9 protein-coding genes are annotated in these 15,117 nt (G+C 65.6%); 2 read left to right on the top strand and 7 right to left on the bottom strand.

Translation table 11 applies throughout. The features are described from left to right. Window positions 1–93 precede the first annotated feature (93 nt). Both accD and DQG18_RS00455 read left to right on the top strand, forming a co-directional pair. Window positions 94–1,074, top strand: coding sequence for an acetyl-CoA carboxylase, carboxyltransferase subunit beta (gene accD / locus DQG18_RS00460; protein ID WP_116652265.1), 981 nt, complete (start codon window positions 94–96; stop codon window positions 1,072–1,074). Between the two features lie 62 nt (window positions 1,075–1,136). After that, a complete protein-coding gene (locus DQG18_RS00455; RefSeq protein ID WP_116652264.1) occupies window positions 1,137–2,429 on the top strand; it encodes a bifunctional folylpolyglutamate synthase/dihydrofolate synthase in 1,293 nt (430 codons plus the stop codon). A gap of 66 nt (window positions 2,430–2,495) precedes the next feature. Here the strand turns inward: DQG18_RS00455 and trxA are convergent, their stop codons facing one another. The 7 genes from trxA to ahcY form a co-directional block, all read right to left on the bottom strand. Then, the gene (gene trxA, locus DQG18_RS00450; RefSeq protein WP_116652263.1) at window positions 2,496–2,819 is read right to left on the bottom strand and encodes a thioredoxin; all 324 of its coding nucleotides are present in this window, start codon (window positions 2,817–2,819) and stop codon (window positions 2,496–2,498) included. A gap of 124 nt (window positions 2,820–2,943) precedes the next feature. Beyond that, complete coding sequence (addA, locus tag DQG18_RS00445; RefSeq protein ID WP_157969946.1) at window positions 2,944–6,381, bottom strand: double-strand break repair helicase AddA; 3,438 nt, start codon at window positions 6,379–6,381, stop codon at window positions 2,944–2,946. After that, the gene (addB, locus tag DQG18_RS00440) at window positions 6,378–9,452 is read right to left on the bottom strand and encodes a double-strand break repair protein AddB (RefSeq protein WP_116652261.1); all 3,075 of its coding nucleotides are present in this window, start codon (window positions 9,450–9,452) and stop codon (window positions 6,378–6,380) included. Before addB ends, addA begins: the two co-directional genes overlap by 4 nt. After that, the gene (locus DQG18_RS00435; protein WP_116652260.1) at window positions 9,452–10,204 is read right to left on the bottom strand and encodes a nucleotidyltransferase family protein; all 753 of its coding nucleotides are present in this window, start codon (window positions 10,202–10,204) and stop codon (window positions 9,452–9,454) included. Before DQG18_RS00435 ends, addB begins: the two co-directional genes overlap by 1 nt. Continuing rightward, entirely contained in the window at window positions 10,183–10,653 is a 471-nt protein-coding gene (gene tsaE, locus DQG18_RS00430) for a tRNA (adenosine(37)-N6)-threonylcarbamoyltransferase complex ATPase subunit type 1 TsaE (RefSeq protein WP_342771494.1), read from the bottom strand. Before tsaE ends, DQG18_RS00435 begins: the two co-directional genes overlap by 22 nt. Before the next feature lie 4 nt (window positions 10,654–10,657). Then, window positions 10,658–13,093 (bottom strand): sensor histidine kinase, encoded by a 2,436-nt coding sequence (locus DQG18_RS00425; protein WP_198669617.1) that lies wholly within the window; start codon window positions 13,091–13,093, stop codon window positions 10,658–10,660. A 411-nt stretch (window positions 13,094–13,504) separates the two neighbouring features. Next, window positions 13,505–14,908 (bottom strand): adenosylhomocysteinase, encoded by a 1,404-nt coding sequence (gene ahcY, locus DQG18_RS00420; protein WP_116652257.1) that lies wholly within the window; start codon window positions 14,906–14,908, stop codon window positions 13,505–13,507. Window positions 14,909–15,117 lie beyond the last annotated feature (209 nt).

Here is a 15,117-nt window from a genome sequence, read left to right as displayed (position 1 = left end):
GGATGTAACAGGGACTGAATTTAGTTTGACGCGTTTCCGAACCGGATATGTGGAATCCACTTGTCCTGGAAGCGCTCTAGGCGAGAAACCGAGATGAACTGGATCGACAACGTCGTCCGCCCCAAAATCCGCTCCTTCCTCAACAAGCGCGACGTCGAGGACAATCTCTGGGTCAAATGCCCCGAGAGCGGGGAAATGGTGTTCCACCGCGATCTGGAATCCAACCAGTGGGTGGTGCCCAATTCGGGCTATCACATGAAGATCAAGGCCGCCGACCGGCTGACCAATTTCTTCGACGAGGGCAAATATACAAAACTCGCTCTGCCCTCGGTCGCCCACGATCCGCTCAAGTTCCGCGACATCAAGCGCTATGCCGACCGGCTCAAGGAATACCGCGCCAAGACCGGCAATGAGGATTCCGTGATCATCGCCCAGGGCGATGTCTACGGTACGCCCATGACCGTGGGGGTGCAGGATTTCGAGTTCATGGGCGGATCGCTCGGCATGGCGGCGGGTTCGGCCATCATCACCGGGCTTGAAGCGGCCGTGCGCGACAAGACCGCGTTCGTGATGTTCGTTGCCTCGGGCGGCGCGCGCATGCAGGAGGGGATTTTGTCCCTCATGCAGATGCCGCGCACCACGGTTGCCGTCCAGCGCCTGCGCGAGGCGCGCCTGCCCTATATCGTCGTCCTCACCAACCCCACCACGGGCGGGGTGACTGCGTCCTACGCCATGCTGGGCGACATCCAGCTGGCCGAACCGGGGGCGGAGATCGGCTTTGCGGGGGCGCGGGTCATCGAGCAGACCATCCGCGAAAAGCTCCCCAAGGGCTTCCAGCGCTCCGAATATCTTTACGATCACGGCATGGTCGATATGGTCATCCACCGCCACGATCTGAGGCCGACCATCGCTTCGCTCGTGCGGATGATGACCGGGGCGCCTGCCAACGACGCCATCCCCACCCGCGCCGACGCCGCCAGCGTGCCCGCGCTCACGGCGCGCGACGTGGCGATCGCGGCGGAAGGCGACGACGATCTTCTGGCCACGACCCCGGTTGCCGGTCACGCCGAATAGGCCCTGATGTCTCCCGTGCCCGGCGTTCCCGCCGGGCGCTTCCTTTTCCGGCAGGCCGCACGATGTCCCGTACCGACGCGATCCTCAAGCGTTTGCTGACGCTGCACCCCAAGCTGATTGATCTCGAGCTCGACCGCACCTTGCGGCTGCTCGAGGCGCTGGACCGCCCGCAGGATCGCCTGCCCCCGGTCATCCACGTTGCGGGCACCAATGGCAAGGGCTCGACCATTGCCTATATGCGGGCGATGCTCGAAGCGGCGGGCAAGACGGTCCATGTCTATACCTCCCCGCACCTCTCCGCCTTCCGCGAGCGCATAAGGTTGGCGGGAACGCTCGTCTCCTCGCGTCGCCTCAACACCGCGCTTGAAGCTTGCGAAAGGGCCAATGGCGGCGCGCCCATCACCTTTTTCGAGATCACGACCTGCGCGGCCTTCCTGCTTTTTTCCGAAGTCGAGGCCGATTACCTGCTGCTCGAAGTGGGGCTTGGCGGGCGGTTCGACGCCACCAACGTCATCGATCACCCGCTCGGCGCGGTGATCACGCCGGTTTCGGTCGACCACACCCAGTTCCTGGGCGACACGCTCGCCGGGATCGCCTCGGCCAAGGCAGGGATATTGAAGCGCGGCGCCCCGGCGGTGATCGCGCGCCAGCCTGACGAGGCGCTCGAGACCATCATGGATGAGGCCCGGTGTCTCGGGGTTGCCCCCTTTGCGGCGGGAATCGATTTTGACGGCTTTAGTCAGCGCGGGCGACTGGTCTATCAGGACGATGCGCAACTGCTCGACCTGCCCCTGCCCGCCCTTGTCGGCCCGCACCAGATCGACAACGCGGCGCTGGCCATCGCGGCGATACGCCATTTCGGCCTGCCGGTCGGGGAAGACGCCATCGCGGTTGGGTTGCGTAGCGCGGTCTGGCCCGCCCGGCTCACACCCTTGCGCGGCGCGCTCAATGAATATCTGGGCGAGCGCCAGGAGCTCTGGCTCGATGGCGGGCATAACGCGGCCGGAGCCGGGGCGCTGGCAACCGCCCTTGCCGAGATGGACCAGACCCGCTCCGCCCCGCTGGTGCTGGTTGCCGGCATGATGGCGACCAAGGATGCGGCGCGCTTTTTTGCTCCGTTCAAGGATATGGCGCGAGAGGTGTTCGTCGTGCCCATCCCCGGCGAACCCGGAGCGCTCAAGGCGGGAGAACTGGCGCCCTTTCCACAGGCGCACGGGATAAGGACCACGATCGCCCGCTCGGTTCCCGATGCCTTGTCGCGCGCCGCCCATATCGAGGGCGCGCGGGTGGTCGTTTGCGGTTCGCTCTATCTCGCCGGCGCGGTCCTCAAGCTCAACAAGACGCCCCCGGACTGAACCCAGTCGCGGGGGCGTTCTGGCGTCGCTGACGAAAGGAACAGCGACGCGGTCGTCTTTTTGGATTTAAGCGGCGTGGCTTTCGAGCCATTTGACGAGGCCGGCCTTGGGCGTGCCTGCGCCGATCTTCATGTCGGCGGCTTCGCCGCCCTTGAACAGGATCATCGTGGGGATCGAGCGCACGCCGTACTGGGCGGCGGTGCCGGGGTTTTCGTCGACATTGAGCTTGACGATTTTCACCTTGCCGGCCATCTCGGTCGAAATCTCATCGAGGATCGGCGCAATCGCGCGGCACGGTCCGCACCACTCGGCCCAGAAGTCGACGAGTACGGGTTCGCTCGAACCCAGAACCTCGGTGGCAAAAGTCGAGTCGGTCACATGTCCGGTCATGGAGAATACCTTTGGCAAATCGCGGGCCCGGGATGGAAAAATGGCGCCCGCCGGGAAAAGTTCGGTTCGTTCATAGCTAGGGGGAGTCGGTGGCCAGTTCAAGTCCGGCACCCCTATGCCGCCATCACACCAGCGCGATGGCAGCGCTGGCCCGGGCGAGACGGGCCGGATCGAGCATCATCAGCCGCCTTGGCGTCGTCCACAAGATGGCCGTGGTTACCCTCTGGCCGGGAAAGAGCCGCGCGGCGACCCTGGCGTAAAGCCCCAACTGCACCCAATAGGCTTCGGGCACCCCGTCCATCTCTTCGGGCGCCATGGCGTCGGACTTGAAATCGACGATGGTGATCCCCTCCTCATCGGCCACCAGCCGGTCGATGCGCCCGGCAAGGCGCACCGGCGCTCCGTTGCGGGTGGCGTCGAGCGCAAAGCTCACTTCGGCGCGCGCATCGGGCCCGAAGATCGCGGCCAGCGCCGGATCGCCAAGAATGGCGAGCGCCTCCCGGGTCACCGGCCCGGCCAGTTCGGGCGCATCGGGCAAAAGGGTTTGCGCTGCGGCAGCCGCAACCTCGGCGCGCAAGTGATGAGGTACGCTGGTCAGGTGCTGGAGCAGCGCGTGGAGCGCGATCCCCTTGTCCCGCGCCGTCGCTGCGTCGAGCAGCCGTTCGGCATCGGGCACGAACCCGTCTTCGGCCGGCAAGGCCGCCCCGATCCCCGAGGGGGAAATGATCTCTCTTGGCTGGACAGGCGTCAATGGGGAGAGCGCGAAGGGCGTCTCGGCGTCGCGTCCGCCCTCTGCCGCGTGCGTTATCGGTGCGGGATCGGGCGCGCTGGCGGGAAAGCGCATGACGTTTTCGCCAAGAACCGGATCAAGAAGCGTTGCCGCGTCCTTGGCAAACGCATCGCGCGCCGCACCCAGCCATGAGCCCGTCAACGCCTTGTCGACATCGGTTGTCGGGCGGGCAAGGCAGCCCGCCAGCACCAGCCCGTCCTCGGCCCGCGTCATGGCGACATAAAGATTGCGCCAGTATTCGGCGTCCTGGCGCGCCGAAACCGCCTCGCGCAAGGGCAGGGACGCGGCGCAATGATTGTCCTTTGACGGACAATAAAGAAGGAACGGCGCGTCGGGCGGCCCGGCAAAGACGCAATCCTTGACCGGTGGCGGCTTGGCGGCGGAATCGGCAAGGATGACAAGGGGCGCTTCCAGCCCCTTGGCGCCGTGTACGGTCATCACCCGGACGCCCGATGTCTTGGCGACGAGATCGCGCTTGATGACGATGTCGCTCTTGCGCATCGCGGCGATAAAGCCGGTGAGGGAGGGCTGGTCGGATTTTTCGTGTTCGAGCGCGAGGTCGAGAAATTCGGCGATGACCTCATCGACTTCCGCGCCGAGCCTTTGATGAAAGCGCCTGAGCCCGCCCTGCGCGTAAAGCACATGGGCGAAAAATTCATAGGGCCGGTCGAGGTCGAGCCTCTGGCGCAGGGCCGAAAGCTGACCGTAGGCATCCTGCGCCGCCGGCAGCGGGCTCGTCTGCAACCCCTGCCAGAGCGAGAGGTTCCCGCGCGGATGGGCCAGTTGATAAAGATCGTTTTCGCTTAAGCCAAAAAGCGGCGAGCGCAGGATCGCAGCGAGCGTCAGCCCGTCGCCCGGATTGAGCAGCACATCGGCCAGCCCCAGAAGGTCGTCGACCGCGATATGGGCCGAAACCGGCAACCGGTCGGCGCCGGGGCTCTCGATGCGTTCTTCCTTGAGGGCGCGCACGATTTCCCCAAAAATCGCCGAGCGGCGCTGCACCAGCACCAGAACGTCCTCGGGCACGATGGCCCGTCTGCGAGGGCCGAGCGGGGCTTTTTGGGTGACCCAGTGCCCGATGGTCCGGGCGATCCGGCGGGCAAGCTGGCGCGGGGCACTCGCAAGGTTCTCGACCGGCTCGAGCGGCCAGTCGCCCTCCGTTGCGATTGTTTCGGGCGGCGCGATCACCGGCCAGAGGGTGATGGTGCCGCCCTTGTCGTTGCGGGCGCTTTCGTGCCGGACAGGGCTGTCGCCCGCCAGAAGACCATCCCGGACGCCGGGCCGGTTGGCGACCGCATCGACCCCGTCGAGGATGGCGGGAAGGGTGCGAAAACTGGTGCGCAGGGTCAGGTCGTGCCACGTCCTGTCCGCGTTTTTTGCCTTGCGCCTGGTCTTGCGCCCCGTTTCAAGAAACAGCGCCGGCTCGGCCCCCTGGAACGAATAGATCGACTGCTTGGGATCGCCCACCGCGAACAGCGTCTTGGGCCGCCCGGTGCCCTCGCCGTCGAAAAAATCCCCTGCCAGCGCCTCGATGACCTGCCATTGCTCGGGATTGGTGTCCTGGCTTTCATCAACAAGGATGTGGTCAATTCCCGCATCGAGCTTGTAGCGCACCCACGCTCCATAGTCGGGGTTTGCGAACAGCGCGGCGGTGCGCACGACCAGGTCGTCGAAATCGAGCCACGACCGGGCGCGCTTTTGCGCCTCGTAGCGGGCGATGATCGCGGAGAGGACATCGAGCAGGGCGGCGGACTGTTCGGCGATCTCGCTGGCGCGGTAAAGATCGAGCAGGGAGGCAAGCCGCTCGGCTTCGGCAAGAAGGTTTGCGGCGAGCGCGGGATTGGCTTTCCCGAACGCCTTTTTGGGAAAGCCGCTGGGCACCGTGCCATCGGCCTTGAGATAGGCTTGCGCCAGTTTCATCGGGTCGGGATTGTCCGGATCGAGCGCGGCGAGCTTGTCCTCGAACCGGGTCTTGCCCGGCTCGGGCGGGGCGATCGCGAAAATCTCGGGCCAGTCGGCGGACGTAACGATCATCCCCGCGATCATTTCGGTGCGCACCGCCGCGACCGATACCTCCGGTCCAATTCCGAGCCGGGCAAAAAGATTTGCCTTGGCGGCGGCCGGATCGGCAAGGATGGGCTCGAGCCTGCGCCCCAGCCCCAACGCGCCCGCGACAGCCTTTTCGATGGCGTGGTCGCCCAGCCGCGAGAACAGCCGCCGCGCCGCCTCTCCGAGCGGGCCCTCGGCTCCCAGCCCTTCGGCCAGCACGGCCTCGCGCGCATCGAGGATCATCTGGTTGCGGTCGGCGTCCTCGATGACGGCGAAATTGACCGGCACGCCCGCCTCATAGGGAAAGCGCTGCAACACCGCTTCGCAAAAGGCGTGGATCGTATTGATCTTGAGCCCGCCCGGCGTTTCGAGCGCCAGCGCGAAAAGTTCTCGCGCGCGGGTCATCGTTCCGGCATCGGGCCATTCGCCCAGCATCTCGCCCAGCACTTCGCCCAGTCGTTGATCGTCGAGCAACGTCCAGCCCCCGAGGATTTCCGACACCCGATGGCGCATCTCGGCGGCGGCTGCCTTGGTATAGGTGAGGCAAAGGATCGTTTCGGGGGCCGCGCCCGAAAGCAGCAGCCGGATCACCCGGCGCGTCAGCACAAACGTCTTGCCCGACCCCGCATTGGCGTTGACCCAGGCGCTGGCCTGGGGGTCGGTCGCCGCGCGCTGGGTGGCGATGGCGTCGGGCGGCGGCGTGGTGGGGCGTTCGTTCCTCATTCGCCCTCGTCCTCGCCGCTCTCGGTCAGCGCCCATTCCCCGGTGCGCGCCAGATGTTCGTAATCGCCCCTGAACCGCTGGCCCTTTTTGGGAAAGACCCGCGCGGTCATCGGCTGGTCGTCCTGCATCAGCACCTTCGAGATATGGGCGATAAAGCGCCGGAAGGTCTCGGCGATCGCCGTATCGAGATCGCCATTCTTTGGCAGCGCGAACGGGGTCGGCTCGACCGCATCGGGCTTGGAACCGATCTTGATATAGGTCAGCGCCTCGGCGTCCGCCGCCGGTACTGCATCGAACCCGCCGCCCCGCGCCATCACCGCCTCGAGCGGCAATTGCGGCGCGAAAAAATCCTTCATGTCGGTCTGAGAGGGGATGGACCCGGTCTTAAAATCGATGATTTCGAGCTTCCCGCTCGCCATGAGGTCGATCCGGTCGGCCCTGCCTTTCAAGGTGAAGGCCTCGCCATCCTGCGGAAACTGCCATTCCCCCTCGATTTCCGCGTGCCGCTTGGCAACGCGCGCGTCGCGCTGGCGCTCGAAGTCGAGGAACTGGTGTGCCGCCTGCGCAAAGCGGGACAGCCAGAGGTCGCGGCGGGCGGGGATCGCATCGAGCGCGGCAAAGCGGGTCCGGGCCAGCCCCATCAGGGTATCGAGCGCGTCGGGCGCGGCGATATCGTGCCCCTTGACGATGAAATCCCCCACGATGTCGTGGATGATCGTGCCGCGCTCCGCAAGGTCGGGATCGGCGCCCAGCGGTTCGATCTTGCGCAGGCCCAGGACGTATTTGGCATAGATGTCATAGGGCGAGCGCAAAAGCGTTTCCGCATCGGTGATCGAGAGTTTTTTCGGGCGGGCGATTTTGGGTGGGGTGGGGGCGGGGCGCGTCTCTGCTCTGGGTGGCTGCCCGGTGAGATCGAGCCGCCGCGCCAGATCGCGCCAGACCGCGCCGCGTTCGGCAATGGCCTTGAACCGGTCCGCGCCAAAAAAGCCTTCGAGCCGCTGGACGAGCCGCGAGGGGGTTGCCGGTCCGGTGCCCTGCCGTTCGGAAAGCGTCAGGATCACCTCGGGCGCGCCCATCGCCATCTCGAAATCGTGCGCCGCCAATCCGTGAAGCTTTTCGGGTGGCTCGAGACCCGCGCCCATGCGCATGCCCCGGCTCAGCCACGGGCCGGGATCGGCCACCTCCGGCCAGACGCCCTCGACAAGACCGGCAAGGATGACCCGGTCGGCGGTCATCAGCCGCGCTTCGAGCCGGCCATAAAGGGTAACGCCCTCGTGGGGTGGGCGGTGGGGCCGGACGCTCTGGCCGGCCATCAGCCCGTCAAGCGCAAGCGGCAGCGTTGTGCGCTCGATCATCGGCCCGCGTTCGCCCTGCCGGGCCAGCGTTTCAAGGAGAGCCCCAAGTTCGGCCTCCCCCTCGAGCGGTTCGGGCGCTCCCCCCGCCTCGCCGGTCCGCAGGCGCATGAGCGTCTCATCGAGCGCGACGGCCAGTTGTGCGGGCCGGAACGCCCCGCCTTCGATCAATGCTTCGAGCGGGGCGAGCGCATCGTCCAGCGCATCGAGGAGGGCCGATATATCGCGCGCGTCCTCAAGGGAAAGCGGGCGGCGGGCACCGGCATCGCCGTCCCTCACCATGGCGGCAACGATTGTCTTGAGCCCGGAAATCCCCGTGCCGGGCCGCTGGCCGCGCAACACCTTGAGATCGAGGGTTTCTCCTATGGGAGCGACGTGCGCCCGGCCCAGCCCCAGTTCCACGTGCCGGTTGCGCAGCAGTGCCATGAGGTCAACCGGCGCGTACCGGCCCACGACCAGCGTTACCGCCTGCCGCACCAGCCGCCCGGCGCGTGAAAGATGGAGCGGGGTGCCCGCCGCGTCGTCCGCGTTGATCCCGGCGCGTCTGAGTTCGGCCGCGATGCGCCGGGCCAGCGTCTGGTCGGGGGTAATGACGGCGGCGGTCCTGTGGTTGGCCAGCGCATCGTGAACCGCAATGGCAATGGCGCGCGCTTCCTCCTCGGGGTTGCGTGCCGCAACGAGCGCGATGCCTTCGGCGGCGGCCTCCATATCGATCCCGGCGCCGATCTCGCCCCAGCGCGCCGTTTCGGGCGCCAGCACCAGCGCGGCCCGGACCGCTTCGGTGCGTGGAGCGGCCGAAGGCCCAAGCGTTTCCACGGCCTCGGGGCGGACGCCCAGCGTATCGAGCAGCCGCACCAGCCCATATTGCGGGTGTCCGTGGGGGTTGTTCCTGTCCGTCCGCAGCGCGTCGGTGCGCATGGGGTCAAGGCCGGTATCGAGCCCCGGCAACACCACGGCCCCCCGCGGCAGGGCGGCAATGGCGGCGATGAGTTCGGCGGTGGCGGGCATCGAGCCGGTCGATCCGGCGACGATGACGGGCCGTTCGCCATAAATCTTTGGCAGGACCTGCGCGTGGCGGTGAAGAAGCGCGGTGGTGCGCGCGCTGGCGTCCATCTCGCCCTCGGCTTTGAGGATGGCGGGCCAGTTGGCGAAGATGAAGCGCACGAAATCGAGATTGGCGAGGAACTGCTCGGCGAGCTGGCCGGTCTCGATGGCCTCAAGGTCGGAAAGGTCCCTGCCGGCAATGGCGAAATCATCGATCAGCGTGCCCAGCGAATCGGCGAGTGCCAGCACCTCGGCGATATTGGGGCCGCCCCGATACCCGCCCAGCGCCGGGGCGGAAAAGGGCGTATCGGCGCGCGTTGCGAGCCATTTCCCAATCAGTTGCGCGAGCAGCAGGCGGCGCTTGACCCGGCTCATGGCTGGGGGCAGCGCAACGGCCTCGTAGGGGGGCAGAAACGGCTCTTCGGAAGGGTCTTCCCCACCCAGCGTCCTGATATCGGGCAAAAGCATCGGCGCTCCCCCCAGCGCCGCAACGAGCGCGTCGGCCAACGCGCCGCGTGCGCGGCGGGTGGGGAGGAAAATGGTGATGTCTGACAGCCAGAAGGGGCCCTGGCGCGGCCAGCCGGGCAACACCGCGCCATCGATCAGCGCCCGCGCCAGTGTCTCGAGGAACGGCGCATGGGGCGGGACCGAAAAGATGTTGCCCCCGGCCCCCATCAGACCAGTTCGCCGATCTGCTGCTCGGTGCGGGCGATCGCGCCGGGATCGCCGACGTGATACCAGCCGGTCTCGATGCTGACGCCCCGTAGCCGCCCCGCCGCGCGTGCTGTCTCGAAATGCCGCACGAGCGAAAAGGGCACGTCCGGGCCTTGTGCGGCAAGGGCGCGCGAAATCAGCGCCACCCCGGCATAGACCACCGGCCGCCCCACCGTTTTCGAGATCGTGCCGTCTTCCGACAGGAGGAAATCGGCGCCCTTGAAATAGCCCGTGGCGTGGTCGGGGGAAACGCACAGCAGCGCCGCATCGGCGTCCCCTTGGCCATAGGCGTCCACCATGCGCGAAATGGGCCTGTCCTCGCCCGCCAGCCAGAAACTGTCGGTGTTCATCGTGAGCACCGGGTCGGTGTCCAGCAGCGGCAGGGCGTTGCGCAGGCCCCCGCCCGTATCCAGCAGACGTTCTTTTTCGTGGGAAATGGCAAAGGCGATGTCGGGCAGGCCTTTTTTGAGTCTCTCGACATGAGCCGCAACCTGTTCGGCCTTGTGATGGGCGTTGACGGCGAACCGGCTGCACCCCTCTGCCAATGCCGCGTCGATCACGTGGTCGATCAGCGGCTTGCCCGCCACCTCGATCAGCGCCTTGGGTTTGGTAAATGTCAGGGGCCGCATCCGCGTGCCGAGCCCTGCCGCCAGCAGCATCACATCGGGCATGCCGCCCGCCCCGCCCATGATCAAGTTTCGTCCCTTATCCATTGTGCCAAACCGGTTCCCCAGGTCGTGAGCGCCCGCCCGCCCATGGGCGTGATGGTCATCACCCGGCCCGCACCGTTTTCCCCCGGCGCCAGCCGCACCATGATGCCGGGCAGCGTTTCAAGCTCGGGCGCGCGTTCGGGCCACTCGATGAGCTTTATCGTCCGATCGTTCTCGAAAATCCCGAGCTCTTCAAGTTCGTCGGCGTGCGAAAGCCGGTAAAGATCGGCGTGGACGATGCCGGGATAGGGCTGGACCAGCGCGAATGTGGGGGAGGGGACCGCCATCGCCGGGTCGCCCAGCCTTGCGCGGATGATGGCGCGGGCCAGCGCCGTCTTGCCCGCCCCCAGGTCGCCTTCGAGCAGTACCGTGTCGCCGGGCTCGAGCAATCCGGCAAGCGCCGCGCCGATGGCGTCGGTTGCCTTCTCATCGGGCGCGAAAAGCGCGAGCACCGCCCTATTCGCCGGCATTCTGGGCGAGCGAGGCATCGGACGGCAGGATCACTGAAACCCTCGTGCCGCGCGGTTTGCGGGTCTCGATATGGACCGTGCCGCCGTGAAGGTTGGCAAAGGTCTTGACGATGGCCAGACCCAGCCCGGCGCCCCGCTGGCGGCCCTCGATCGTCTGGCCTTCAAAACGCGAGAACACCGCGTTGCGGATTTCCTCGGGGATGCCCACCCCCTCGTCCTCGACCGCAAAGACGATGCGGTCGCCCCCGCGCGCGCTGACCGCAAGCGAGATTTCCGCGCCCGGATCGGAAAAGCGGGCGGCGTTGGACAAGAGATTGTAGAGAATCTGGACGATGCGCGTGCCGTCCGCGATGAAGGGGGGCAGGTCCCCGGCGATCTCCACCTTGAGGTTGACCGGCTTTTCCGACCCCGAAAACGCGGCGGAGAGCCCGGCCCGTGCCTTTTCGATCAGTTCGGCGATGTCGAGTTTTTCCGTATGGAGCTGGGCGATGCCCGCATCGACATTGGCAAGATCGAGGATGTTGTCGATCAGCAGCCCCAGATTGGCGCTCGAGGTGCGGATATAGCCGGTATAGGCGCGCTGCTTTTCATTGAGCGGGCCGACTTCGCCGGAGGCCAGAAGATCGGCAAAGCCGATGATGTTGGTGAGCGGGGAGCGCAACTCATACGAAACGTTCTGCACGAACGTATCCTTGAGCTTGTCGGCGGCGATCAGCGCCTCGTTGCGCTCCTTGAGCACGCGCTCGTAATTGGCGCTTTCCGAAACGTCCATGAAGGTCATCATCGACTGCCCGTCGGGCAGGCGCACCACGGCAAAATCGATCAGCCGCCCGTCGGCGCGCGCGATGCGCCCCTTGGCGTCCCCGCGCGTGGGGTTGAGGTCGATGATCTTGCGCTTCAAATCCCGCCAGATCGCCTCCCCGTCCTCGGGAAAGGCGAGAGCCGCGGCGCGGGTCACCTCGTCGATATGAAGATGGCTGTCGAGCGCCGCCATCGGCAGCTTCCAGATTTCCGAAAGCCTTGGATTGTGCAGCCGCAACCGCCCATTGGTGCCGAAAACCGCAACGCCCTCGTTGAGCGCGTTGAGCGTTTCGCGCTGCACGCTGATCAGCGCATTGTGCCGCGTTTCGAGCGCCAGCCGCTCGGTCATGTCCTCAAAGACATAGATGACGCCGCCCGTGCCGGTGGCGGGGGCCGCGATCACATTGGCCGAGCGCCCGTCGGGCAGATACCAGGGGGTTTCGCGCGGGGCGGTCAGCGCATAGCTCATCAGGTGCTTGTCGCGCCACGAGCGATAATCGGGCTCGGCGGGGAGCGCGCCCATGGTCCGCAATTTGTCGAGGATGGCGCGCTCGTCGGGCCGGGACGAAAGCCAGTCCGCATCGAGAGACCAGAACCGGGCATAGGCGGAATTGAAGTGGGAGAGGCGCCGGTCCTTGTCGAACACAGCGACCGGGGTGGCGAGCGCATCGATAACTGTGGTCAGATGCCCCAGATCGGGTTCGCGCGGCGCGGTTTGCTTGGGCCTGGGGGTTTTGAGCGGCAGGTAGCAATAACCCGCCGACCCGCCATTGAGGGGAAACAGCACCAGATCGAGTTGTCCGGCCAGCGCGTGCTCGTGTTCGAGCGCGATGGTGTCGCCCGCATCCTCGAGGGCCTTCAAAAGCGTTTCGCGCGCTTCGCCGGGAAAGATGTCGGGCGCCGTTCCGCGATCGGACTTCAGCCCCAGCGTGCGGGTGAAATGCAGATACGCGGCGTTGGCATAGACCATCACGCCGTCCCTGTCGCGTAGCCATGCCGGTACGGTGAGGCTGGAAAGGATGCCTTGCGCATCGGTGAGCGAGGGCAGGCGCATGAGTGCGCTGCCCGAAAGCGGCGGTTGGGCCGACGAGCCCGAGGGCCTGAGCCGCACCACCGCCGTGCCGCCCACCAGCCGCCCCGCGCAGCGGATGATGCGCCCGTCCCGCGCGGTGACCGAAGTTTCGAAGACCTTGCCCTCGATCCTGAGATCAGTCAGCCGGTCGGCCAGTTCGCGCGCGGCGTCCGGGTCGAGCCATGCGCGGAAATCGAGCACCATTTCGGCCCGCGTTTCGCCCGGGATGAGCGCGGGGACGGGGCCAAGGACGGATGGCTCGAACCCGGTATCCTTCCATAAGATCGTGACCTCGGGCATGCCCGCCAGCAGCGTCTCGAACTCATCGAGCGCGGCCCGCATCTCGCCCAGCCGCGCTGTGCCCCGCGCATCGGCGATCTCGGCGGCGCGCCGCCAGCGCGCGGCCATGAAGGTCGCGACCAGCCCGAACCCCGCCGCGCCGAACGCAATCGCATAAGGGGCGGTTGCCGCCATGTTGGCTGAAACAAGCGGAGCGGACAGCGCAGGGGAGGCGCAAAGCAATGCGGAAGGCGCCGCTGACAGAGCCATGAATCCAGAAAATTTCCGGAATCCAGCCGGCTTCATACCCCTTATGCCTCGCTAAAATCGTGATCCGCCCGCAGAGGGCCGCCGCTCAAAGGGCGACCCGAATCACTAAAACATACAGGCGCGCCGAATCGGCTCCAAGAGTCAAAGTCACGATTTAAGGCAAATCTTGCCTATTGACCGCAAAGCCCGGCCAGCGGGGGTTGTATTGTGGAAAAGAAATGGGGCCTTGCGGACTGGGCTGACGCGATGGCGTCACGGTGTTTGCCGCCACGATCGCTCTGGTCCCCGGGAATAAATCCCGGGGTGACATTGGAGATGGGGGCTGGGATCGTGCCGACCACACCGATGTCATTCCGGCAATCCAGAGAGCGGCAAGCGCCAGGGCATCGTTTCCGCCCAAACCTGAGCCAATCAGTAGCGGTAATGCTCGGCCTTGAACGGGCCTTCCTGGGGCACGCCGATATAATCGGCCTGGGCCTTTGTGAGCTTTGTGAGCTTCACGCCCAGCTTGTCGAGATGCAGCCTTGCGACCTTTTCGTCGAGCTGCTTGGGCAGCACATAGACCTTGTTCTCGTACTCCTGGCCCTTGGTGAAGAGTTCGATCTGGGCCAGCGTCTGGTTGGCAAACGAGGCGCTCATCACGAAAGAGGGGTGTCCGGTGGCGTTCCCCAGATTGACCAGCCGCCCTTCCGACAGAAGGATCATCTTCTTGCCGTCGGGAAATTCGACCAGATCGACCTGCGGCTTGACATTGGTCCACTTGAAATTGCGCAGGCCGGCGACCTGGATCTCGTTGTCGAAATGCCCGATATTACATACGATCGCCATGTTCTTTGTCCGGCGCATGTGATCGACCGTCAGGATGTCCTTGTTGCCGGTCGCGGTGACGATGATGTCGGCGCGCTCGATGTCCTCGTCGAGTGTCACGACCTCATAGCCGTCCATCGCCGCCTGCAGCGCGCAGATGGGATCGATCTCGGTGACCAGCACGCGCGCGCCCGCACCGCGCAGGGATTCCGCCGAGCCCTTACCCACATCGCCATAGCCGCAAACGATCGCGACCTTGCCCGCCATCATCACGTCCGTGCCGCGCCGGATCGCATCGACAAGGCTTTCCCGGCAGCCATAGCGGTTGTCGAACTTGGATTTGGTGACGCTGTCGTTGACGTTGATGGCCGGGAAGGGCAGTTCGCCCTTTTCCTCGAGCTGGTAAAGCCGCATGACGCCGGTGGTGGTTTCCTCGGACACCCCTTTGATCGCGTCGCGGATTTTTGAATAAAAGCCCGGATGGCTTGCCAGCCGCTTCCTGATGGTGGCGAAAAGGATTTCCTCTTCCTCATTGCCCGGATTGGCGATGACGGACGGATCGGTTTCGGCTTTCGCCCCGATCAGCACCAGCATGGTGGCGTCCCCGCCATCATCGAGGATCATGTTGGGCGTGCCGCCATCGCCCCATTCCATCATGCGGTCGGTAAAGGCCCAGTACTCTTCCAGCGTCTCGCCCTTATGGGCGAAAACCGGGATGCCAGCGGCGGCGATCGCGGCGGCGGCGTGGTCCTGGGTGGAAAAGATGTTGCACGATACCCAGCGCACATCGGCCCCCAGCGCCACGAGCGTTTCGATCAGCACGGCGGTCTGGATGGTCATGTGGAGTGAGCCGGCGATGCGCGCGCCCTTTAACGGCTGGTTTGCCGCGTTCTCGGCGCGGATGGCCATCAGGCCGGGCATCTCGATCTCGGCCATCTCGATTTCCGTGCGGCCATAGCCGGCAAGCGAAATGTCCTTGATGGCATAATCGGAAAAACTGGCGCTCATCGGGCGCTCCCTTGCATTGATGTGTACATCTGGTTGCTCCGGCTTATACGCGGTGGGGAAAGGGGTGACAACAGGGGATATAAAGACTTGCTTATATCCCTTCGCGGCGTTCAGCCCCTGCGATTTGACTTGCAAAGTCCCGCGCCGTGGCCCATATGAGCACCGTTGCTGCTGCCTTTGAGGCGGCGCATGGACTTCTCTTCTCTTGT

Origin of the sequence: Pelagibacterium sediminicola, from assembly GCF_003390885.1 — a bacterium.
Taxonomy (GTDB): Bacteria; Pseudomonadota; Alphaproteobacteria; order Rhizobiales; family Devosiaceae; genus Pelagibacterium; species Pelagibacterium sediminicola.
The sequence above is the reverse complement of the archived record's forward strand: the minus strand, read 5'-3'. Positions and strand labels throughout refer to the sequence as shown.